At 35.8% G+C, this 23,869-nt stretch carries 18 protein-coding genes, 2 pseudogenes and 1 CRISPR repeat array; of the genes and pseudogenes, 16 read left to right on the top strand and 4 right to left on the bottom strand.

The annotated features are described in order from the left end of the window. Positions 1 to 28: 28 nt before the first annotated feature. Positions 29 to 1,486 carry a class I adenylate-forming enzyme family protein gene (locus BLS69_RS24485; RefSeq protein WP_091037480.1) on the top strand — a complete coding sequence of 486 codons (1,458 nt, stop codon included), beginning with the start codon at positions 29 to 31 and terminating at the stop codon, positions 1,484 to 1,486. A gap of 34 nt (positions 1,487 to 1,520) precedes the next feature. After that, complete coding sequence (locus BLS69_RS24480; RefSeq protein ID WP_091037478.1) at positions 1,521 to 3,029, top strand: hypothetical protein; 1,509 nt, start codon at positions 1,521 to 1,523, stop codon at positions 3,027 to 3,029. 344 nt (positions 3,030 to 3,373) lie between these two features. Here the strand turns inward: BLS69_RS24480 and BLS69_RS32760 are convergent, their stop codons facing one another. Together BLS69_RS32760 and BLS69_RS24475 are read right to left on the bottom strand one after the other, a co-directional pair. Next, a complete protein-coding gene (locus BLS69_RS32760) occupies positions 3,374 to 3,499 on the bottom strand; it encodes a hypothetical protein (RefSeq protein ID WP_256332413.1) in 126 nt (41 codons plus the stop codon). Beyond that, positions 3,492 to 4,475 (bottom strand): hypothetical protein, encoded by a 984-nt coding sequence (locus tag BLS69_RS24475; RefSeq protein WP_091037476.1) that lies wholly within the window; start codon positions 4,473 to 4,475, stop codon positions 3,492 to 3,494. The genes BLS69_RS32760 and BLS69_RS24475 overlap by 8 nt, the downstream gene beginning before the upstream one ends. Before the next feature lie 220 nt (positions 4,476 to 4,695). On the opposite strand from BLS69_RS24475, the gene BLS69_RS32755 reads away from it, so the two are divergent. From BLS69_RS32755 to BLS69_RS24435, 10 genes and pseudogenes are all read left to right on the top strand, one after another. Further along, a complete protein-coding gene (locus BLS69_RS32755) occupies positions 4,696 to 5,004 on the top strand; it encodes a sigma factor (RefSeq protein WP_256332412.1) in 309 nt (102 codons plus the stop codon). Positions 5,005 to 5,166: 162 nt separating this feature from the next. Next, positions 5,167 to 5,334, top strand: a complete 168-nt coding sequence (locus BLS69_RS32300) for a hypothetical protein (RefSeq protein ID WP_176873003.1) — start codon at positions 5,167 to 5,169, stop codon at positions 5,332 to 5,334. Then, positions 5,319 to 5,447 (top strand): hypothetical protein, encoded by a 129-nt coding sequence (locus BLS69_RS33030; RefSeq protein ID WP_371129088.1) that lies wholly within the window; start codon positions 5,319 to 5,321, stop codon positions 5,445 to 5,447. Before BLS69_RS32300 ends, BLS69_RS33030 begins: the two co-directional genes overlap by 16 nt. A 213-nt stretch (positions 5,448 to 5,660) precedes the next feature. Further along, positions 5,661 to 6,029: a CRISPR direct-repeat array (repeat unit 32 nt; unit sequence GTCGCACTCTACATGAGTGCGTGGATTGAAAT). Between the two features lie 1,822 nt (positions 6,030 to 7,851). Next, a complete protein-coding gene (locus BLS69_RS24465; RefSeq protein WP_091037473.1) occupies positions 7,852 to 10,113 on the top strand; it encodes an AAA family ATPase in 2,262 nt (753 codons plus the stop codon). Position 10,114: 1 nt separating this feature from the next. Continuing rightward, a complete protein-coding gene (locus BLS69_RS24460; RefSeq protein ID WP_091037471.1) occupies positions 10,115 to 11,431 on the top strand; it encodes an HNH endonuclease in 1,317 nt (438 codons plus the stop codon). Between the two features lie 699 nt (positions 11,432 to 12,130). Next, positions 12,131 to 13,336, top strand: a pseudogene (locus BLS69_RS24455) (DNA polymerase IV); the annotation flags it as partial. Between the two features lie 7 nt (positions 13,337 to 13,343). Further along, the gene (locus BLS69_RS24450) at positions 13,344 to 13,691 is read left to right on the top strand and encodes a YolD-like family protein (protein WP_176873000.1); all 348 of its coding nucleotides are present in this window, start codon (positions 13,344 to 13,346) and stop codon (positions 13,689 to 13,691) included. A gap of 715 nt (positions 13,692 to 14,406) precedes the next feature. Next, positions 14,407 to 15,588 (top strand): RES family NAD+ phosphorylase, encoded by a 1,182-nt coding sequence (locus BLS69_RS24445; protein WP_091037466.1) that lies wholly within the window; start codon positions 14,407 to 14,409, stop codon positions 15,586 to 15,588. Positions 15,589 to 15,613: 25 nt separating this feature from the next. Further along, positions 15,614 to 15,841, top strand: a pseudogene (locus BLS69_RS33025) (RNA-dependent DNA polymerase); the annotation flags it as partial. A gap of 1,356 nt (positions 15,842 to 17,197) precedes the next feature. Then, positions 17,198 to 19,345 (top strand): tetratricopeptide repeat protein, encoded by a 2,148-nt coding sequence (locus tag BLS69_RS24435; protein ID WP_091037460.1) that lies wholly within the window; start codon positions 17,198 to 17,200, stop codon positions 19,343 to 19,345. Positions 19,346 to 19,737: 392 nt separating this feature from the next. On the opposite strand, the gene BLS69_RS31965 is transcribed toward BLS69_RS24435, so the two are convergent. Then, positions 19,738 to 20,154 (bottom strand): IS30 family transposase, encoded by a 417-nt coding sequence (locus tag BLS69_RS31965; RefSeq protein ID WP_143023627.1) that lies wholly within the window; start codon positions 20,152 to 20,154, stop codon positions 19,738 to 19,740. Further along, positions 20,132 to 20,272 (bottom strand): hypothetical protein, encoded by a 141-nt coding sequence (locus tag BLS69_RS32295; RefSeq protein ID WP_176872998.1) that lies wholly within the window; start codon positions 20,270 to 20,272, stop codon positions 20,132 to 20,134. The genes BLS69_RS31965 and BLS69_RS32295 overlap by 23 nt, the downstream gene beginning before the upstream one ends. A gap of 346 nt (positions 20,273 to 20,618) precedes the next feature. Between BLS69_RS32295 and BLS69_RS32290 the strand changes: the two genes are divergently transcribed. The 4 genes from BLS69_RS32290 (at position 20,619) to BLS69_RS24415 (ending at position 23,356) form a co-directional block, all read left to right on the top strand. Beyond that, on the top strand, positions 20,619 to 20,765 hold the full coding sequence (locus BLS69_RS32290; RefSeq protein WP_176872997.1) for a hypothetical protein: 147 nt from the start codon (positions 20,619 to 20,621) through the stop codon (positions 20,763 to 20,765). After that, positions 20,696 to 20,893: an RHS repeat domain-containing protein gene (locus BLS69_RS33020; RefSeq protein ID WP_091037459.1), complete on the top strand. Its 198-nt coding sequence runs from the start codon at positions 20,696 to 20,698 to the stop codon at positions 20,891 to 20,893. The genes BLS69_RS32290 and BLS69_RS33020 overlap by 70 nt, the downstream gene beginning before the upstream one ends. Positions 20,894 to 21,841: 948 nt before the next feature. Next, positions 21,842 to 22,795 carry a hypothetical protein gene (locus BLS69_RS24420; protein WP_091037456.1) on the top strand — a complete coding sequence of 318 codons (954 nt, stop codon included), beginning with the start codon at positions 21,842 to 21,844 and terminating at the stop codon, positions 22,793 to 22,795. A gap of 168 nt (positions 22,796 to 22,963) precedes the next feature. Next, positions 22,964 to 23,356, top strand: a complete 393-nt coding sequence (locus BLS69_RS24415) for a hypothetical protein (protein ID WP_091037449.1) — start codon at positions 22,964 to 22,966, stop codon at positions 23,354 to 23,356. Positions 23,357 to 23,869: the final 513 nt, after the last annotated feature.

Below are 23,869 nucleotides of genomic sequence, written 5' to 3'. Positions count from 1 at the left end.
TTTAAATATAAAGGTCAAGGAGATTATTATGGAACATATTTATGAAGTAATTAAATGTGCTGCTCTAAAAAATCCTGACAATACAGCACTCATCTATAAGGATGAAGATCTAACGTTCAGAGCCTTGCTAGATAATGCTCAACAGATCGCAGATTTTTTAGAGAATCAGCTACATGTCGGTCTATGTGTTGGAAATGCGAGAAATTATTATATTTCATATGTAGCAATTCTACAGAGTGGGGGTGCTGTAGTCCCGATTAGTCCGAATGAAAATCCAGAAACGATTGCAGAGATTTTAAATGTTACTGGAGCAAGCGTTTTGATAACCGATAGAGAGGACCTAATAAACAGCAACGGTTTAGATAATGTTTCTATTCTCGACCTCTTTACTATGAGAATAAAAAAAGGTTTTGGAGATCTAAGAAAGCAAGATCAAAACAATGTAGCGGTTCTTTTACGTACTTCTGGATCAACGGGGAATTCAAAAGTTGTTTATCATAAACATGCATCGTTACTATGGGTTGCAAGGGCCCACAATGAAAGAATTGGTGCAAAACCAGATCAACGCGCATTAATCATCCTCCCCCTGTGGACTAGTTTTGTTCATACTACACAGTTTTTAGCTCAGTTAATTATCGGAGCGACAACGATTGTTCTCGATACTCCATACCTACCACAGGATGTATACAATTATATTAGTAAGTATAATGTTGATACGATGGGATGTGTTCCAACAAACCTAAAATTATTTAATAGCATTAAACCAAACCCTTCACAAGTTAAGCCATTGAAGTTAATGATAATTGCGGGTGCATCGATAAATTCTAGCGATCTATTAGAGGCAAAACGGATTTTCACAAAGACTAAGCTACTAAAAGCTTACGGGTTAACTGAAGCTGGCCCAAGAGTAACTTGTCAAAGACCTTTTGAAGAATTGAGTGATGGTGTAGGCGCACCATTAAGCGGAATTACCATACAAATCATTGATGAAATTGGGAAAAGTCTCTTACCTAGCGAGGTGGGTGAAATCTGTGTGAAGGGTCCAGGTTTAATGGAGGGCTATTTCAATAATCATCAGGCAACGAATGAAGTATTTCTTGAAGATGGTTGGCTAAAAACAGGCGATCTCGGAACCCTCGATGACCTTGGTCAGTTGTATATATTAGGGCGAAAGAAGAATGTAATCATTGTCGGAGGAAATACAGTTTATCCCGAAGAGCTTGAAGAATTCATTTTTTCATTTAACGATAACATTAAAGAGATACTTATCACAGGTGAAATTGATTCATTATTGGGAGAGAGAATATCATTAAGTATTGTACTTATTAACCAAGATTTAGAGGAGGAAACTTTGAAATCATTGAGAACTTCTCTATATGAAAAATTACCCAATTACAAAAGACCAAAAAATATAGAAGTGCTTTCATGTCTTCCTAAAACAGAGAATGGCAAAATCGATAGAAAAAAGAAGGTGAGATTGGAATAACTTTTGCCTTTCACATAAGAATGGAGGGGAACCTTTGTTAAAAATTAAACCGATTAGAGACCCACGTTTATGGGATTGTTTTGAAAGTTTGATTGTATCTATCTGTGTATGGAAAGAAAGAAATTTTCATTTAATGGATATAGGATCGTGGAGCTTTTCATTCCAACATCCTGATGTAAGAGGTATAGAGAATATTATTGACAGTAATGATGCTATTTTAAGCAATCTGTACAATTATCATGGAATCAAGTTATACTCTCCACCCAACTTAAAGGATCCTGAGATAGCATTGTTGATTATAAAAGAACAGTTATCAAGAGGTCTTCCTGTTATCCTCTACTTAAACACTTTTTGGTGCCCTTGGGATAGAAATTATCTTAAATCCAACTCTATTCATGCATGTCTAATTACTGGAATAAGTACGTCGGGAAACGAGATTGAGTGTATGGATGCGTGGTACGATTTACCGCAAACGACTCTCACTATTGAAGAGTATTTAAAAGCTTATTTTTCTATTGAGATTATACATTTTCAGGATGAGAAGAAATATCCACAAATTCATGACTTTTTGTATAGCACAGTGGAAAACGTTTTAAAAACTGGTGGAGTAATTGATAACATTAGAATGTTTGCAGATAGTTTAGGTGAGGTCAACTTGAAGGATTACTTAACAAGTTATCGTTCTAACCCGTGGGGATGTCACCTTATTAAAGAACTAAACAAAATTCAAAGATATAGGCTACGTTTTTCTAAATTATTATCTTTCTTATATGAAATAGATAACCAAACAATAGATAACGAAGTAATATGCAGTTTTAATACAATTTCATTTCAATGGGAAACCTTAAAAAATAGTCTTATTAAAAGTATCTTCGCTAGACAAGGAGACCAAATGCTTGATCAGGTTGCTTTACAAATTCACAGTATTGCTGACTCCGAATATACGCTGGCTGAAGCGCTGCTAGGTAAAAATTTTAATGACACAGCAGAAGAAATTTCAAATATAGACTTCACTAAAGAAACAGAACAAATAGATTTAACAAGTTATTTCAATAATATTGGATTTTATAATGAAAAATTCTCGGATTGCGATCTTACTGGAACAGGAAGCTGTTATATGGAATTAGAGCAGCTTAAAAATAAGTTCGAGACTGATTTGGAGCATACATATACACCAAATCATAAGTTCGATAATATCTCTTGTAGTGGACAAACCATCCATGTTACTAAACGTAGATATAGGAGTTTATCTATTGTTGAGTGTTCTGAGTGGGGTAATTCTATTGATAAGATTGTAGTAAATCTTGAAGATGGTGACGAGGAAATTCTAAATATCGTATGTAGCGATTGGGGGAACAAATACATTGGAAGTAAAGAATCAATTTACTGGTCGGGGAAGGGAATAGATAAAGAGTCATTAGAAATCAGTGACGTCTACATTTATGAACAAGAAATAATAATGCAATTAGAAAAGGAAATAGTATCAATCACACTTCCGAATAATCCGAGTATTCATATTTTTTCGATTTCGTTGAAATATTAATATTAGAAGCGATGCGCACGGATCGGGATAAGCTAACTTCGAAGATGTCCCGAAGGTCATCTCTGTCTTTTAAAGTTGTGCTAAAATGAAGTTTAATGTACGTGATGCATTGCCAATTAAATAGAAAACTACTTTAAGTGAGTAGGAACCAGTGACATCTATTTTTAAGCGACCTTTGCTCTTGTATCGTAGTTAGCCTTGAACTTTTGAACGAATTGTATATAAACCTTCATACTAAACTACAGAGTAAAGGTTTGAGGCATGGAGGTAAAGCACATATTTTAAAGGGGAGAGCACCTTTTCCTATGAGGATCAGGTGCTACTGCTTACATATTCTCATAATCTTATGCTCTAGCCTTCTTTAACATATGACAAATAGCGATAATTGAAAGAACGATTATCAGCAAGACGAACCATGCAGGTGCTGAGAATGCTTTGCCGCCGCCGAGCGCGATTCCGATGTTACCCATTGAGATTCACCTCCTCTCTTGAATTGTCAGCAAGAAGAGTTGGAATTGAGGCTATAAAGTGTTTCCAATTATCCTTAGTTTCTTGATTGGTTAAGAATTTCATGAGATGCTGGCCAAAGCCACCACTAAGTAAGACCAAAATAACAAATCTATAAAACCATGGTCTATCGCTAAAGATCTTTATTTGAAAATCTTCTTCCAACTTTTTTATGAACTCACCTATGAGAGGTATGTTGTAGGTCCCCCCATAATTTTCTACCACATCTGACCAATACTCTTTTAGCAATGTAATAAGTTTATATGTTTCTTGGTAGTTCACTTCATCAGAGTGTTTCACTGCATCACGCCAAGTGTTCATCTTAAGCCAGCTATTAGCGTAAAACAGAATGGAATCATCCGCGAATGTGGACTCGATGGAAGTTTGCTGATTAAAGGTATGAAAGACATCCAAAGATATGGTTCCGTTAGCGGTAATATCAGAAATAAGCTTACTAATCAGTATATATCGTTTCGCCGATTCCTTAGCCTCGAGTTTTAGCTTCTCAATAGACTGCTTCGTAGGGCGTCCAATTGCTTTAGGTCTTTTGTCTGTTTCGTCAGCTACAATTACATCAATGAGTTCACTATAGTTGGTATTGTTCGTAAAACTGGCGATTACTTTGAAATTATTGATGATCTCCGTATGAAATTCAATAAGACGGGCTTTTAGCTTGTCCCATTGGACCGGGAATCCCTTCCAAAACAAAATGAATATGTAGTCTTTTTGATGTCTATACATTTTGTTGGATTTAAGTTTATTGATCAATTTTATTGCTTCAAGTGTCCTTGCATGATATTGAGTAGTCACACCACGAACATACCCTTGCCCAGTCTTATCACTAACGATTAAACCATATTCAAAGTATCGTTCGAACATATTCGCACTAAGAACTATTCCTGTGGCTTGAGCTTGTTTCAGTAGCTCTGCTTTAAGCATGGATATCACCTCTTGAAACCGATTGTAGCCTGAGTCCAAATTTAAAACAATGAAGGGTCAATGCGGAAATGAATTCCTATAGTTTTCGTAGTAGCTCAGGACCCCGGTGAAGCTGGGGTCTTTTATTTGTTGCGCGGTTAAATTAGCTCGCCCGCCTTGCTTCCGTAAGACAATTGCAATTGATGGTTACCCGCGCGGACCTAAAGGAGTGTCTGATTAGATGAGAGCCGGTCGGAAGCAAGAAAAGCTTCTAATCCAATACATCACCGAAAACCAGGAAAGGGCGTATCGAATGGCTTACAACTATGTCCGCAACAAAGAGGATGCCCTCGACATTGTTCAGGATGCCATCCACAAAGCGTTCATGTACATTGAAAACTTGAAGAATATGGGTTCACTAAAAAGCTGGTTTTGGCGTTGTCGAGATTACGATTCCGACAGAGGCAATCCAGGACTATACACAGGGAATTATCACTTCACTAGTCGATTATCATATATATGGCGTTGGGGCGGAACGAAAGGTTTTTGAGCTTCTGGTTCTAGAAAGTATTGCCGACCACGCTACTTATGAACACGCTTCATTGTGCTCGGTCCATATGATTACTCCTGTTCGAATTCGGCGTGGAGGATCCCTGGTACAAAACATTGATTTTACCACCATGATTCGGAATATTACGAGAAAATAACAACGTTGACTGAACGTTCTAGTGGATATGTCGATTCGGATTTGGCTACGAATGTTGTGGAACGTGCAGGTGACGTCCGCATCATCTCCTCAGCGTTGTATTTGAACCAGGTGCATCGATACTCCAATCAAAAAAAGAGTCCCTTCACTGGAGCGGATTGCTGGGCGCTTTGACGTGCAAAAGTGGGTTATCGCCATTCATCCCTTGGCTATACGCCGCACGGGTTTTACACATCGGAAGAAATTCGACTTTTGGCTACGGACAAATTGATGTAATATATAGATAAGATTTTCTGGTGACGTTAGCTTATACGTGTGAGGTGCGAACCCCAAGCTCACATGATTTCCCTGGGGGATTCGCACCTCAGAATTTGTCGAAAACATATTTTTTGTGACCTTTTGGCAATGATCTTTCTTCATTATTAGATAAGTTCATATGAAAAGAATGGTTTTACGTAGTGGATTTTCTTGATCACATCGTTTTTGCGCTATTTTTCGCTGTCGCACTCTACATGAGTGCGTGGATTGAAATAGACCGTGCTGCCGGAATAACTTGGCTGCCATTCGGGTCGCACTCTACATGAGTGCGTGGATTGAAATCTTTGTGTTTGTTGTCAGTTCGGTGGTTTCTTCGTCGCACTCTACATGAGTGCGTGGATTGAAATAGTTTGCAACGGCGCGTTATCGTCAAGATCGTTATCGTCGCACTCTACATGAGTGCGTGGATTGAAATGAACTCATCCTGCGAAGGCTCGTCTGCCTTCCCGGGTCGCACTCTACATGAGTGCGTGGATTGAAATTTAAAATCGATATTGCCGTTGTGATGTGATACGTCAAGTCGCACTCTAGACACCCCTGAACATGAAAGCCATCAAACGGGGAGTATAATGGATATAAGGAATTCGGGGTTGACGGCAGATGAAGAGAAAAAGTTTCTGGAGATATGCAGTGAGAACGCTCAAGTAAAAAAAGTATTGCACTTTCATATAGAAATAGGATAGTTCATTTGTGAAATGCAAAAGAGGCTAGTATGAAATACCTCTATAACAAATTAATAGTTCACTCCTTTAGAAGGTTTAAGAACAATTTCTTTAAACAGCATTTTTACAATTTGTAATTCCTATGATTGAGCACGTATCATTTTATGAATTGGTATCTTTCTTCCATTAGTTGCTTCAACATTCCGCGTGAAGAAGGTAAGGGAAAGAGGTCGAGTCCATTTATAAAAAAGTAGGAATTGATATTGTTCCAAATTTTCTTTGTAACAGATGAACATAATGGCTAAGGTTGTTATCCACAGGATATCGTAAGATGTCACGTGTCCGCAAAAGTCAGGTAAGAAGGAGGGGGAAAATTAAAACGATTAAGGCATTTTCGGTACCTGATCGTTTTTTGCTATGACTGGTTGTCAAAACTAAGTGCGACAGTTCCTCTGAAAGATTCGTGATCTATCTTCCAACTCAAAGTTTTCCGTGGTCTATGACTTAATGTCGAAAATCTCTCCGGTGTACATATTCACAATACTTGAGAGGTATGACATTTTAGTATCTAAAGGCAAGTAAGTAATGTCGTCACCAGTTTTTTCACAAAGAAGCTTCTGCATGAAATTTGCGCTTTAGCAGATGTTCCGCAGGTTTTGCAGGTTGTCCGGTGTTCTATCATTTTTCATCTTCACTCGGCACTTTAAGTACACTTACTGCATGTTAATTCGCTGTATCCGTTTATAATTTATCGAACCTTCGATAGAAGCAAGGTAGTGATTTTTCGAGTCAATACCGAAACTTGTGCTGAGTACAAAGCTGAACTACTTTCTCCACCATCGGACCCAGACGCTTGCTCTCCCAGGCTGCTTCCAATGGTAGTAGGTCGCTCGACCAATTCCAAGCCATGCACAAGCCCCAGATATGGTCACTTCTTTTCCAATGGTCTCGACCCGAGCGATAAAGACTTATGCGTCCACCTCTTTTTCAGTTCCTTGTTTTTAGCAGATTCAGTTGTTGTTTCAAGAATCAGTTCTAGTTGCTCCAAGCGATGTCATTCTTCTTTTCGTTCCCATTTCATCCAAGTCTCTATCTGTGTCTTATTCTGAGCTGATCCAAAAAACTTTCCACCGCTATCTCTACCAATCTCAGTTCTATGGCTTTCATCTTTAATTTCACGGGACAACTCACTCCGGTGCCATTACTTATGGGCGCCAGTCCATACGTGAGGAGAATGTCTGTTGCCTCCTTTTTGTGTAGGCGCAGGAGGATGAGCTTGGAGTATTAGAAGATTTTATAATCCCTCATTTTGAGAAATTATTCACAAACTGGGGTCCGATTGCTAATGGAATAGAAGTTTAACTCACGGATGTTTTCAAAGTGTATACCACTTGAGACGACAATGTGTACAGCGAATTATAAGTAGAGCCCCTGTGGAAACACTACGAGATGCTAAGCTGATTGAGATCGAAAAGGTGTGCGGAAATGACCTTGAAGAAGATTCCCATGAAAACAATCTTTTTTTCGACTAGAATCATAGATTAGAATTTCTTTTCAGTGGCCAGTTCATCTTTATTTGCATTCTCTTTGGATGCTTTTAATATAAGCATTTAGGCAATATAATATTATAGTAATAATGAAATTATTTTTAAAAAACACTTACAGAATGTGTAGATAAGTACTATTTATCTTAATAGGGGAGAGAAAGTAGATGGATAATTTGCAAAAAATATCTGATTTAGAACCTGGTATGGTTATTGATGAGTATAAGCTAACTGATTTATTTAAATGCAGCCGACAGGGGGGCATGAGAAGATCATTAAAGACGAATTCTCTTGTTCTATTATCATATAAAGGCAAGCCACCTTATACAGATATATTCAAAGATGAAAACGGTTTGTGGCAATATACTGGAATGGGGAGAATCGGTGATCAAAATCTTCAGTATTCTCAAAATAAAACCTTACTCAACTCCAATGAGACTGGCGTGAAATTGTACTTATTTAATGTGGATAATGGTAGATACAAATTTGAGGGTAGAGTACTGCTCGCTGGCTCACCAAAGAAAGAGTCCCAATTAGATGAAAAAGAGGAGTATAGATCAGTTTATGTATTTCCTTTGTTGGAAATAGGAAGTCATATGAACGCTTATGATTTTTTCATGGAGCAAAGCAGAGAGGACCTTGTGATTCAAGGTGTACTTGGTGAGCCTCGATATGAATTGTCTTTACATAGTGTGCAAGCTCTCACCCAGTATATGAAATCAAATAACTTGAATACTTTATCGGGGCCAGGTGGATGGTTTTATAATGTTAAAGGATTTTTTAACAATCCAAATACCACAAGCAAATTTAAAATAGGGAATATCAAGAACCTAATAGAAGAAACAAATAATAAGAAAATTTCACGGATTGTTTTTGAAAATCAAAATAAATACATAAATCCGTTTTACGATACTGTAATACAGCGTCCAAATAGACTTAAAGCTTCTGAAAAAGATGAAAGTGGCTTCCTAGTACACAGTTTAAACTATGTTAATTCAATTAATATACAAAACAGTTTTAATGTATCCTTTTTCGAAAATCATTCGTTACGGGAATCTAGTGAACCTTACATTACATTGATTATCGGACCTAATGGAACCGGGAAAAGTACTATATTGTCAACTCTTCAAAAAATATTTTTAGCACTTTATCGATTAAAAAAATCAAAGAAAAAAACCACCACTAAAGCAAAGAATTCTTTCAATCTTACGTATCAGATTGGGGTAAATCTCTTTGAAGTTATTCAAAAAGATAATATCCAAGATTATTTTAAGAACGGTGAACACATACATCTAAGTGAACTTGAGCTTCCAAACAAACTAATCGCTAGCGCTTATAGCATAAATGATAGATTTACCTATCAAAATCAATTTGATGGAAAGCAGAACGGATATAGTTATTTAGGAATTAAAAGTTCTGACAATACAATTCGTATTGGTGAAACATCGAGGAATTTAATCTTGAATATATTAAATTCATCACAAAAAAACCATTTTGAACCCATATTAGAAAAAATCTTAAAATTCGTAAAATTAGAACCAGCTATTAGAATAGTGTTTAAAACGCCAAATAATGAAACACTTGAAGAGGTTGCGGTAAGAGAAAACTTATTACTTAAACAAAATAAAATGAGAAAAAGTAAAACCAAATCAGAATTAGATAGTATTCATTTTTCGGATTATCAGGATATATTGGACTTTTTTGAAAGGTTAAATACAGAACCTAACAATATATTTAAAAAAAATAAAGATTCAATATTCGTAACTTTCAAGCTAAATGAACCTGGATATTTTGAAAGATACTATGATGATTTGTACATACTTTGGCATCTCTTTGAAATTGATATTTTTAAAGAGCCTACTGTCTACATCAGAAAAGAAAAATACTTCAAATTAGAACTTGCTAGTTCTGGAGAAGTGCAATATATAACAACTATGATTAATATCTTGTCCAACATTGAGAGAGATTCACTCATTTTGATGGATGAACCCGAAACTAGCTTACATCCGAATTGGCAAAACAAATACATCGAGGGCCTAAGAGATATATTCAGTCTCCACTACGCTTCTGCACACTTTTTACTGGCAACACATTCTCATTTCATGGTGTCAGATCTAAAACCCAACACTTCTTCAATTGTGTCAATTGAACGAGATAGTCTATACCAAACCCAAGTGATTTTACACAAAGAAGAAACTTTTGGCTGGTCTGTAGAGGATGTGTTGTATAATATCTTTGATTTAGCTACAGATCGAAATTATTATCTGGCTGATGAATTGGACCAAATTATGCTCGCTATAAGTACTAACAATCGGAATGGACTTGCTGCGAGAATAAATCGTATCGAGCAAATAAGCACAAACCTGAAGGAAAGCGATCCTTTGAAAACTGTCATCAGGCTAATAAGCCAGAAAATCAAAGGTGAGTAATATGTATACTTTAACAGCAGATGATATTCTTTTGATTATGAAGCATAATTTTAATTGGGATCAAGATGAATTGAAATATTTAAAGAACAACATAAAACAGATTCTAATTAATAAAAAAAGTGAATGTTTCTATTGTAAATCACCACTTGATGAAGGAAGTAGCCCTGGAGATATAGAGCATATAGTGCCTAAAGATTCGTATAAGTTCTTTTCATTTTTACCAATAAATTTAACGCTTACGTGTAGGAGATGTAATACCGCTAAAGGAAGACATAACGTATTACAAGAAAATCTAAATAAAAGCTTTAGCATTCCAGAGGACTATCCATCTACATCAGGTGATTTCATTATTGTTCATGCTCATTACGACCTATACGAAAAGTATATTGAATTACAGGAATCTATTTTCTTTATAGGGATAGATTCAGGTGGTAAAGGAAAAAATACGATAAAAATTTGTAATTTAACAAGACTAGATCTTGCACTTTCAAAAGTTAAATTGAACAAACTTCAAAGAAAAAATGATGAGAATCTCGTCAAAACATTGGCAAACTTAAATAGCAATTCCCCAGAAATTAAAGAGCTACTTCATCAGTTAGAATACAAGTTAAATTCGTATGATTGGCAGAGAGAGATAGCTTTTGAAAAAGTTAATAAGAATTTAAGTGTCGTCGATATTGTTGATGAATTATTTAAAATAGATGAATTGAGTAAAATAACCAACACTCAAATCACAAAATTAAGAGACTGGTTAGATTATAAGGATGCCTTAACAAAGTATATTGATTTAATTAAATACCTCAACACTTTAAGAACGTTAGTACCTTTACTTATTTTTGATTTAGAAAAGCTCACTTATCCGACTAATTCAAAACATTTATTACTTGATTTACAAGGAATCATTAAATTGAAAAATTTGTTACACAATAGGCCTTTTCAAGGATTACAAACAAGAAGTAAGTCGAAATTGCTCTCCTTAATTGCTGACGTCGAAAAAACCAATTTTGATGATATTCCAAGTGCCATTTTTATCGAGAATGAAATTGAGTCAATGTTAGAATGTTTGATTGTGATAAAGGAAATTTTTAAAAATCACAAAATAAAAAATGTGCTTCCTGGAATTAATTCACAAACATTTGAAGAGTTGAGAAATGACATTACAAAGCTCCATGAAGATGTTGACAAAAATCCTAAATTGGAGATTTTAAGTAACTTAGAATGGTACTTTCAGAGTATCTTTACTTTCGAAAGGGAGCATATCTGGGACATCTATAAGAACCTTAAGGAATTAAATATTTTATTACAATTTGGTAAATAGTACTTAAAAGAGATAAATTAATCTGAGATTATAGATATGATTTTTGTTTATTAGGAAACTATAATAATCCTATATTAAGTGTTCTGAACTCGTAAAAAAACAGTCGCAATTATTAGCGACTGTTTTTTTACGAATATAAAGTTAGATTAGCAGTACTAGTAACCCAGAAATATATTATTCCATTTTAAATAGACTATGTTTGAAGAGCGAACGTACTAAGTCTATCTAAAGGAGCTTTTCTTATTTAAGTATGAAGTACAAATTTTCCCTTACTGATAATCTTCTCACCGTTCAGATGAATGTACATAACCCCTCACTCCTTAGCGTTCAACCTGTCCTGCATGGACGTGATAAATACTGGCATCTTAATGGCCAACATAGACACTGTCGTATGTGACCACAGCAGAAGTATTATATATCTTCCTTAAAATCAAACTCTGTTTTAACAAATAACATTAGAAATAAAATCCTCGTTAGCCATTAACACTTGAAACTTCATGACGTAATTTTTTACGTCTTTCCTGGAATATTTTAAAAATTTCTATGAAGAGTATTCTTTTATATTGAGTAAGATCTCTTTAAACAGGAATATAAATATTTACCTCTTGCATAAAGAACGTATGTTCGGTTTTTGATATACAAACATACGTTCTTAAATGTACAGGAGTGATTTCAGTGTTGGCTAAGCAGCGAACCATTATGCTCATCGATATGCAATCCTTTTATGCTTCAGTCGAAAAGGCAAAAATGCCTCAATACAAAAATAGACCACTCGCCGTAGCTGGCGATCCAGCAAGACGTTCTGGAATTATCCTTGCCGCTTGTCCACTAGCCAAAGCGAAGGGTGTATCTACCGCGGAACCACTCTGGCAGTCTCTTTAGAAGTGCCCTGAACTGATCATTGTAAAACCACACATGCAAGAATACATCGATGTATCCACTCAAATCATGTCCATTATTGAAGAGTGCACTGATTTGGTTGAACCGTAGAGTATTGACGAATTATTCGCTGATTTTACAGGGTCTATGCATCTATTTGGTAATGATCCAATCGATTTAGCCAAGCAAATTCAAGACAAAATCTATAATGAAACAGGCGTTTACGCGAGAGCTGGCATTGGTGAACACAAAATCATCAGTAAATTGTGCTGCGATATGATTGCTAAAAAAGCTGATGGTGGCATTTTCCACTTAAAGAAAGAGGAATTACACCTCCACATTGGAGATAAGCCCATCTGCGATATGTGGGGGATTGGATCAAGAATGGAAAAACATCTGTGGAAGATGGGCATCCGAACCATTAAAGATCTGGCAAATACGCCTCTTACTAGATTAAGAAGTAAGTGGGGTGTTAATGGAGAAGTCATCTGGCGAGTCACCAATGGACTCGACAATTCGCCGGTAACCGTCAATACGCATAGTACACAAAAGGATATCGGAAACGGAATGACCCTGCCTAGAGATTTCACAGAGGCTTGGGAGATTGAAGTGGTTATTCTCGATATCTGCACAGAAGTATGCAGAAGAGCCCGCAAAAAGGGGCTGATGGGTAGTGTCGTTTCCGTGAGTGTGTCTGGAGCTGATTTTGACCATCCAACGGGTTTTCACAGGCAGGTTAAACTGTCTGATCCTACAAACATAACTGTTGATGTGTGCAAGTTTGCCAAGCGCATATTCCATCAACACGGGGATGGGCAACCGGTGCGCCGTGTAGGCGTATCCCTATCTCAATTATCCAACGCGGATACATATCAACTATCTTTCTTCGATGATCAAGAGCAGAAACGAGCTATTGATCAGGTGATGGACAACATCAAGGGTCGATATGGCGACATTGCCATTCTTCGAGCGAGCTCCATTACGGCTGCGGGCCAAGCGATCGATAGAGCATCTAAAATTGGGGGCATTACAAATGAGCAAAAAACTGGAGGAAAATGGATTATGGGAATCGAGCCGCATGATGCTTTCACAACATAAAGAACGAATTATACAGCATCGTACTCAAATTCGTTATCAAACGAAACCTATACTCCATGAAGATGAGTGGGAGATTATTGCTCAACATATAGAAATGTCGCTCAATTATACGTTGCAAGCCACCTTTGAAGTATTTAATGAATCAGGTAATCGTTATATACATGGGATTGTCACTTCCGTCAGTATCTTTGGAAAGAAAATCAAAATTGAAATGGATAATGGATTTGAATGGGTCGATTTTGATCAATTGGTCGCTGTTAAACTTGGAGAAGGAGGCGTGTAAAGTGAGAAAGAGTTCTGAGGAACTTGCACTCGTGAAGAGGCTGGTAGAGCTCTTTAAGGTGCGCTGGGAGGTCTGAACTAAGTCTAACGGTAAATTATTCGGTGAGAGGTTACATTCATAAAATAACTATGATATGAAGCAAGGTGAAGGTGGACGTTACCTTAATCCATATTGAACATATTAGCGAAATGAACAATTGATGAAATTGTTATCATCCTATAACTTTTACCAATGCTGAGGTCTTTTCAAGTATCAACTATTTTTAAAGTTGACAAACCAGATCTACAACTTTATTATTGTCATAATGATAATATCAATTACGTTGTTAAGTTTAGGTATCAGTGACACTACAACCCGCTTATGTAACAGTAGAGTATAGAAGTTGCTTTATCTCGAAAGCTTATTTTAAACCATCTACATGACTTTGTTAAAACCATTCTCTTTGATGATTTCTTTTCTTTAAATTAATCAATCTCACTAATAGCTTAAAGCAAGGGACATATTAATGAATAGTGTTTGAATACTTAATTTCTAACTTACTTTTCCATTTAATGATGTTGACTGTGACATTTCCAGAGCAGAAAAACTAGTTGCTAAATGCGTTAAAAACTAATGAAACTAGCAATTCTAGCAATATGAATTTTTTCTTAGAGTGTAATGCTAATATTGCTACTATTTAAAAAAATAAACAATTAGTTGATTGGAGGTCAATAGAATGATTTCTATATGTAGCGAGTGTCTAAAAGATAAATTCTTAAAAAAGTATCTGACAAGTAATGTAGTGAAAGGAACGTGCATTATTTGTAAATTCTACGGGCAGGATCATGTTAATGCAGAAGAAGAGAATTTTCAAAATCTCTTTAAAGCAGTGGTTAGATATCATTATGGGGAATATCACTATAACTTTCACTGGGGGGGACATTTACACTTAATGGATTTCCTTCTTGACGAAAATTTAATTATTGAACATCGATTCAAACATGAAGATGATACTCACACACTCTATAATATATTAACCGAGAAGCCTTACGCTAATTATGAAGAAGGAGTATCATTGTATTATGGTACAGATGAGGATGGTTCTCGAGGCTTATTTGGGAATAATCTTCAAGAAGAAGAGCCATTCTTTATAAGACAACTTGAATGGAGAATCCAAGAGGAAAATCACTTTTTGGTTGAAGATACTCTAAAAAACAAACTTGATTTTACTAAAAATCTTATTGCTAGAAAAATGAAAAAAAATACTTGTTTCTATAGAGCTAGGATTGGTATTGCTGATCTCTACTATAATAATGAACTTATTGGGTTTGGTAAAGGCGAGTATTTTTATAAAGCATATACGAAAGAACAAATAAGCTCACCACCACCACCCAAGGCAACAGCCGGACGTTTAAATCGACATGGAGTCTCATATCTCTATTTATCTTCAGATATTAGTACGTCTGTGAGTGAAGTGAGACCCCATCCGGGACATCTCATTTCAGTTGGTGAGTTTTTATTGGAAAAAGATATATGTATTGCAGACCTACATGATCTCGATTTAACAGATTTTTGTACTGATCATCTACTTGATGATTTTGTGATATTGAATAGTATAGGACGTCGGTTTTCCATGCCTGTTACACCAGAAGAAAAAGAAAAGTACTTGTTAACTCAATTATTTTCAGATGTCTTTAGACAGCTAGGCTTTCATGGAGTTGTTTTCAACAGCTCAGTTTCATCTGGTTTTAATCTAGTATTGTTCTATCCTGAATTATGTCGTTACTCAGAAGAATTTTCAAAGGTTTTTAGTTGCGAAGAAGTATCGTACAAAATCCAGGACGCAAATGAGAATGTCAGTTTTAACGAAGAAACATTCGACCAAGCTATATCCCTCAATCGCCTAACGAAGCAATAACTTATCTTGCTGGAGTCTTGATAGAAGGCTAGAAGATGAGGGATTGAGATTTGCAAGATATGCTGATGACACAGCCGTATGGTCAAACAGCTACGAAAAGATAACTAAAGTTTACGAAATAATTTATTCCTTCTCAAGAGAAACAGGAATCGCAATAAACTTCACAAAATCTGATGGAATTAGTTTATTAAGTAAAGATGGGATGCCAGCGGAGTTAAGTGAGATTAAGTACCATATTGATTTTCTAGGTTAAAAGTTATCTGGTAGCAAACCAGTATAAAAGAAAAGAAAGTTCATGAGATCAAAAAACAAATAAGCTATCTGTTATACAGGAATTTAATCCAACCTGTAAAACCATCAATAATTAGAGCTGTGACAATACCTAATAATAATGAGGATCCTGCTTTCGTTACTGCTATTATGCAAATTATAAGGTACATGTATGGGGAATTAAATGAACAACTAATTCGTTTATATTTACTTGGTCACTACAAAAGACTAACATTTAAAGGATTAATGAGCTTCTACTCTTTAATTAATGACGAGGAACAACTTAAAGAGTTAGATGGATGGTTAGTTTCTACAATATTGAACTCTCTATCAAATTAAGAGAGAAGTTGCTCATTTCTAAATGCTACAATATTCAAAGAGGATTTCCGTTTAACTAAACTAAAGGAAATATTTTAGAAGTTTGTAAACGTAGAAGAATTAAAGGTACAGTTGGCTTAGTCCAGATTCCTAGTTTTTGTAGAATATATCATGCTATACAATTAGGCATTGAGAATGACGGAATAGAGTACACTATGAACCCTAAGACTCTTACAACTACTAGTAATATCAACTTAGTGACTCATCACATAAATAATAAGTTATTTCGAATGGCGTCTGTGGAATTTCCGGTAACACTTTTCAATTTTGATTATTACTTCGACTGCTCTGTAGGACAGAAAGTATTGTTCCATCAAAAAACTGATGAAATTAAGCCTAGTTTTAGACTACGGCCGTTCTTGGTATTTTGCCGATGAACGGCTGTTTAGTTTTTTGAAAAAAGTGGAGATTAACTTTTTTAAAATGCAGTAGGTATAAATCAGAGATAATTCTCCTAGGCCGGCATACTACCGGTAGTTTAGCGACTAAAGGAAAAGCTACATAATTGTATATAACATAAATGACAGTGAAGGGGATGTATGCGGTTTCACAACTTACATAGTCATGTGCTTTTCTCATATTAGAATGCTCGTGTTACTATTCAAAAACAACTCGATGAAGATATGTTAGATACAATGTCTATTGCCAAAACAAAAGACAAAGATTAATTGCCTCTATATTAAAAGTTCGTAGTGTATATATTTGGTATTATGTGGTATATTGTGTATGGAAAAATAGTTCGTAGGTCTTAGGTCTTCTTATGAATGTATCGCTAAAAAATTCAAAAGTGCAAATGATTGCAAACATAGTGGCAGATTATCAAGGTGGAGGTTATTATGAATCCTGAAAGAATTTTGCAATGGATTGAACAATTTGATTCTGAAGATATTATCCTGATTATGATCTCTAGTGACACAGTAAAAGACTTCAGATATATTTTGCATTTAAGGAGACGAACATAATGGAAAAAGAATATTTTAGCCCGATCCTTTCTGGTGGTGCAGTCAATAGCAAAGGCATTTCTTACCAAGATCTGGTTAGCTTACTTTATTTGTTCAAACATATCAACAATCAAGAGTTCTTAGAAATAACTTTTGAATCGTATGATGATTTTACTCTTATAATGGAAAATCATGAAGTCTTCGTTCAAGTTAAGAATACACATTTATCTGTAGCACAAATACAAAAGATACTAAAAACAAAGTCCGAAATTTCAAAATATAGATCAATTAAGCATGTTGTCGTAGCTTCTGGTTATAACAGCAAGTGCAGAATCCTACTTGATAATTTAAAAAGTCTTAACAATTTTCGGAAAACAAATAGGAAAGAAGACGAAAAAGATAAATATTCAGCAGAATTTCATAAGAAATTAGAAGGAATTGATCCAGAATTATTTGAACAATGTAAATTTGAAGAAGTATCACGAGATCAAGTAATCCAAGCGATTAAATTTTATATGTATGATTGGACAATTAGGCAACACTGGGAAGTAGATATTGATGATTGGTTTAACAACCTTATAACTAGAATTTCTGTAGACTTACGACCTTTCCGTGGCTCTCTAAAAAGAAAAGAGATTGAGGATTTGGCTATTAACTGTCCTAAAAAAAGTTATATTACTTACGGGCTACCAAATACAGCTACTCATTATTTTGATAATTCTAAGGAGTCAATACTGCAATCACTAACTAAAGAAATTAATGAGAATAGTGAATTTTTGGATAGACTAACGCTGATAAAGTTGTATATTGAAAAAAATTCTTGGAATGAAGCATTGCAACATGCGATTAAAATTTTCAATATACAACATGAAACCTATAAGTACTATTATCTTTGGTTACTCTACAAGCTAGAAAAATACGAAGAACTGAGTATTCAATGCAATCAGTTAATTAAGCAAAAAAAATATCTATATTATTCATTTTATTTTACTGGGTTAATTTACATAACTAAAGGAGATCTTCCAAAGGCTATTTTCAATTTTAAACAAACTCTCAATATTGAGAATACATTTGAGGTTAATATAAAACTTGCTCAGTTATATTATGAAATGAACAATATTAAAAACAGTTTAGAACATTACCGCTATTGCCTTTCAATAAAGCCGTTAGATGCAAATTTATTAATTGAAGTAAGTCCTTTATTACCTCCAAATGAAGCAATTGCATCTCTAGACAAAGCACTCGATATTAACTCTAATTTACACAGAGCTTATTTTGAGAAAGGGAAAATTTTACGCTACTATGGTTTGAATGAGGAGGCGTATGAATATTTTAAAGTTTACCTTGGGAAAAATGCAAATATTGAAGAACTATCAAACGAAGTTTCTAAAGAAATTTCGCTTTGTTTACTTAGTTTAAAGAATGAAAGTGCATTTAATTATATGAATAATTGGCTACCTGATTTTTTATATAGTAGTAAGAATGAAAAAGTTAAGAGTGGTGAAATAATCACTATTATAGGAAGTTACTGGAAGGAAACGCATCTTATTACTTGTACAAAATATGGAGAGGATTATGTCATCCGTACTTCTATTCGTGATTATGTATTAATTAAACCTGAGAAAAGTACTATAGCGATTGGTTGTGTACAAGACTTTTTTTTAAAAATGTCAGCGGATTTATTTCGAAAGTATAATAAAAAAGTTGATGATGGAAGTGAATACATCCCTGCAATTTTGAAATTTTATGGTTCCAAAAATGAATTTGAAAAAGTAATTAAGTCTATGAAACTAAACGAAAACACCTATCTAAATAAAGATGATAGTTTTCAGAATGATATGGACAATAGCTGGTGGCAATTCAAAGAATATATTAGTAAGAATGGAACTACCTCATTACAGATTGAAGAATTACAAAATGCCTTTCATGTTTTAGTTAAAGTGGGCACTTTCTTTATAACAGGTTGGTTCCAAAAGGGTGGAGAAGGATATTTTAAGTTTTGTCAGAAAATTGAGCAACCATCTGGTTTTCACGAGGTGGTTCTCGTTCTAGAATGTTTCGAATCAAAAGAGGTTGTACATGTGAAATTTAATGTTAATGACGTAAAAATAAAAAAAATAACCTCCTTCTCTGGAATTTCACTGCCTAGAGAAATAGAATTTACTTAGATAACTCCAGGTTAAAACTAGTTTGCTAATTGAAAAAATGAGAAGTGACTTCGCCGTTCAAAAGATCAAGACAATATATTTTTACTCCAATGGACTATAACTGAAACATGAAACAGAGATCTTATTCCCAAACCTTAAACAAATAACTATATAGACTGATATATGAAAAATTCTAAAATGGACTATAACCCCAGTCTATTTTACAGACGAACATGAATATCAAACTAAGTAAACCTAATAAAAAGAATTTACTTTCAGCAAAAATAAATGACGGATTACCAAACCAAGTGCGACAGTTCCTTTGTAAAGAATTCGTGCGGTTCTCCACCCCAAACATTTTCGTGGTCTGTGATTGATTAAGCTAAGAGCGGTCTCCAAGGCTTCATCTGTGATTAGTGCGGAATCCGTTCCTTTGGGGAAAACTCTCGCAAGAGGCCATTGGTATTCTCATTCGAGCCCCGTTGCCAGTAGGAATATGGATCTGCGAAATACACTTGTAGGCCGTGAGTGGCTTCCAGGCTGCGTAACAGACAAACTCCTTGCCCCGATCTGCAGTAGCGGTCTGAATTGCACGGGCAGGGTACTGTGAGACAGCTACACCAAACGCAATCTCCTTGGACAAAGCTGTCGGTCAGGCATTGAATGGCGGTGTACATTCTGGTCTGGCGTTCGATGAATGTAGCAACGCATCCCGTGCTTTTCCCTCGGCCCGAGACGACCGTATCAAGTTCCCAATGACCGAAGGTTTTCCGGGAACGAACCTCTTTTGGACACTGAGAGATGGTCTTACCCGGTCTTACCCACAGCAAACTTACGGCGTGTCTCTACAGGCTTCTGCCGTTTACCTTTGTGACGTAGATCGGTAATCGCCCCTTTCACCAAACGGTCTGTATACAGCCAACGATAGATGGTTTTGAAGCAGACCACAGGGGGTCCCACTTGGCGGAGATGTTCTACGAACTGCTCGGAAGACCACGTGGCTTGCAGCTTTTCTTCAATAAGGACCGACTGCTGCGGTGTCCATTTTCCGGCAGGGATGGAGGACTTACGTCACTGGACATAGCTCTCCTGAGATCGTTCCGCACTGTAGGCTTTTGTGTTTCGTTTCGACGGATGTGTTGATTTCGCAGACATACTGGCTATATTCTTACTCGAACTAGTAGATATCTAATTATATTGATGTTAATAAAACTTTTGGACCCCGCTCGTCATTCCCAGAACAATTGGAACAATACCTGGAGGTGTTAATCCTAATGAAATAATTGGAGTACATGTGAAGAAGAATGGAGTGCTAAATACGGGCTACACCGATGCCAGTGGAAACGAGACCCGACTAACGTATGACCGCGGCTGGCTAAGTGCCAAGCTGGGTGCCAAGGACAGAAAACCCTGTACGCGTATGATGCCGCAGGCCGTCTGATTCGGGCAACCGATGAAGCAGGCGAAATCGTGCTGACGTACACGCCAGATGGACAAGTGGCGCGTGTGTTAGAAGCCGAGCAGCATGAGGAACGAACCTACGATGCGGCAGACCAACCGGCTCTCTGACAGATTCGACCGGACAGGGCATTCCTTTTCGTCATATTAAAGCCATAAAGATTGTATTAAAAAGTTCATTTTGAAACTAAGAAACTGTACACATGGCATCCTGTAAAATAACGGAGGTTAACAGGACATGAGGGAAGTATTGCTTAACAATATTAAAAGATTATACCAAAAAGGCGCTGTCTAAATACTTTGATAGGGATTGTTGGATTAAACAATTCAATAAAACAATCCAGTTTGTTTTTGGCGATAATCTTACTAACTTTAACTATTCTGTCTTCAGAAGGTGCAAACTCGACAATAGGTATTGGTGGTAAACAATCCGTCGTACGCATTAGCCTTATCAAATATGTGGTTAGCGATATACATGGTTATCCCTGGAGTTGGTATTGGATTGAAATTAAGAGGGTTAGAACGCAAAATAGTTGCATTAATAGGTATCTTTGCCGCATCCAAAGGAGCAATTTGCTTGTTCGAAGAAACATTTACATTTTTCTGAACTTGAGCTAGACAACAGGACGATCCATAACAATCCCCTCTTTGTTGATTAATGAGAAATTCGGTACTATATTGTAGTAGCACATGAGGGTAATGGTATTAACAGGCCAAGAGAGAATTTCAAGCGACCGGCGGCACGATAAAGTTAAAAAACATCGCCGCCGTGTATACTTTTCCCTAGACAAGGCTTCGCACGTGGATCTGTTCGTATTTAGGTTCTAATTTACCTATGCATAGTAAAACACTGAAAATAAGTACATACGACATTAGAGGTAGTCAAGAAACTAGTTTTAACCGCAATAGCAGAAAGGATCTAAGGTGATGGTTTCAGGTACAAAAATGCACTAGAGCAATTGAAAGGGATACCTCTTTAACAAAGAGAACGGTAATAGAATCTCTATTTAACTTGGTTGCTGAATAGAAACCTAGATGATAAGTAAAGGATTGAAAGAGATGAACAAATGGACGATGAAGGAAACATTGAAAGGAAAGACCTTATCCGTAATTATTCTAACGATTATTTTGACCATTGCAATCAATAAATTGGTCAATCGAATAATGACTAAAGAGATTATTTTTGAGGGGGGGTTATACACTTCTCATACAAATCATTTCTCACTTGGTATTTATGGCGTGATATTTGCAATCCCCGCTGGATTAATCAGTATCCTGGTTGTAAAGCTTTTTACGAATAAAATTAAAAGACAGTCCAATCCTTTTGATGATGAAAAAAACTTCAAATGGCATAGTATGTATGGAACAGCATCCGGGTTTATTATTCTGTTTCTTCTACTTAATTTAACCAATACGTTTGCATCTCAAGTGCTAGTATCTGATGTATGGGATGCTTTCATACATCTAGCTATTTCATTCATTATTCCAATTGTCTTTGCTGTGATATCTGCAAAGTTGATCAACAAAGTTATGGTTCGTATAACCAATACAAACAGAAGATTGATTGAAGAGATAGAGGCAGGGAAATACGATGGAGAGATTCTAAGTCAAAGAGATAGAGCTAGAATGTTGAAGTTATTAAAGAAAGGAAGCGTATCTTCCTTAAAGGGAGGAATGTTGCGGCTCAAAGTCATTGATTTTTTACTTTTGGTTGGTGGGACTGTTGTATTCGTTATGCTGCTAGTACTGGATAAGGTTGTTTCATTATTTAGTAATCCAAACCATAGTACCGGATGGAATAATGGGGAAAGTAATTTACACGAAGAGAAAGAACGATTAAAAAGTGAGGCATATGATACAGCTGAGGAAAAACGGAAACAGGCCAATTTTTCAAAAGAAAAGTTTGTAAAACAAGCTAATTATAATGTTAGGTATTCGCAATCAGAATGGAATCGAGCAGTTCGAGATGAAAGAGAATATCAGAGGGCCAAACGTAATGCAGATTCGATATAGTTTGAATTGAACAAGTTGATAGACACTTATCACTATAAACTCATTATAAATTCTCAAAGCAGTGGCTTACTTTACAAAAGCGGAAAGCTGCCAAATGTAAAAATACAATTCCTACTTATTTTAATACATTCTACAATCGAAATTACACTTCAGAGGATGGTGTTAGTAATGGCCAAGAATACGATGTTAGTGTTAAATAGAACCGCTCCTAATATACCTAACTATGCAAATCAGATTGTATCAGATTATGAAAAGGCAAGCGAGGAATGGACTAGAATTTTATCCGATCCAAAAAGTAAAACAGTAGATGGCTTAGCTCAATTGATCAATAAACACACTGACACTTTCTTAGAACTAAATACAACCGGTACTTGGGAAGATGCCATGGTATGGAGTGCATTTATGTATTATTATGATGCACAAACAGGCTTGCAATTCGAAAGTGGAATGCATATACAATTAATAATTGATGCATTTCATAAAAGTGACTGTTCCTCATATGTTAAACGAACAGTCGATTATGCATATTATGTCCTTCGCGACAAGAAAATCGAGAAGTAATTGGAAATTTTACATCCACGTGGGTAAGGCAAAAGGGGTATTGAAGATAATCCCCGAATCCATCAACAAAGAGGAAACGAAGGTCATGTTTGATTTCGTGTGCAGAGTTGTTGGCGGAGAACTAACTACTTCTGATGAAACGAGCGATTGCAAGTGGGTTCCAAAGGAAAATGTTCTAGATTTCATTACTTTACCTGCAATCCGTTTGCGTTATGAAGCTTATTTGAACTTTAACGGTTCTGTGAATTTTATGGATTACGTTACTACAACAACGCACGAATGTATCTTAATTTTCAAAGAGCATTAAAGTCGTTAAGGATAGTTCATTAAGCTAACGGGAAACGATAGCTCAATAAATTCATCTGAAGTCAATCGTAATAATGGTTGGCTTCTTTGACTTTGATGGTTTCATTTAAACCATAGTTTAAATTTCCTAACTCAAATTGTACATTTTGAAGGTGTTACTTCCCGCAACCGATATTTATAGTGATTTTTAATTCATAAAAGACCTGA

Source organism: Paenibacillus sp. CF095 (genome assembly GCF_900101225.1).
Lineage (GTDB): Bacteria > Bacillota > Bacilli > Paenibacillales > Paenibacillaceae > Paenibacillus.
The sequence above is the reverse complement of the archived record's forward strand: the minus strand, read 5'-3'. Positions and strand labels throughout refer to the sequence as shown.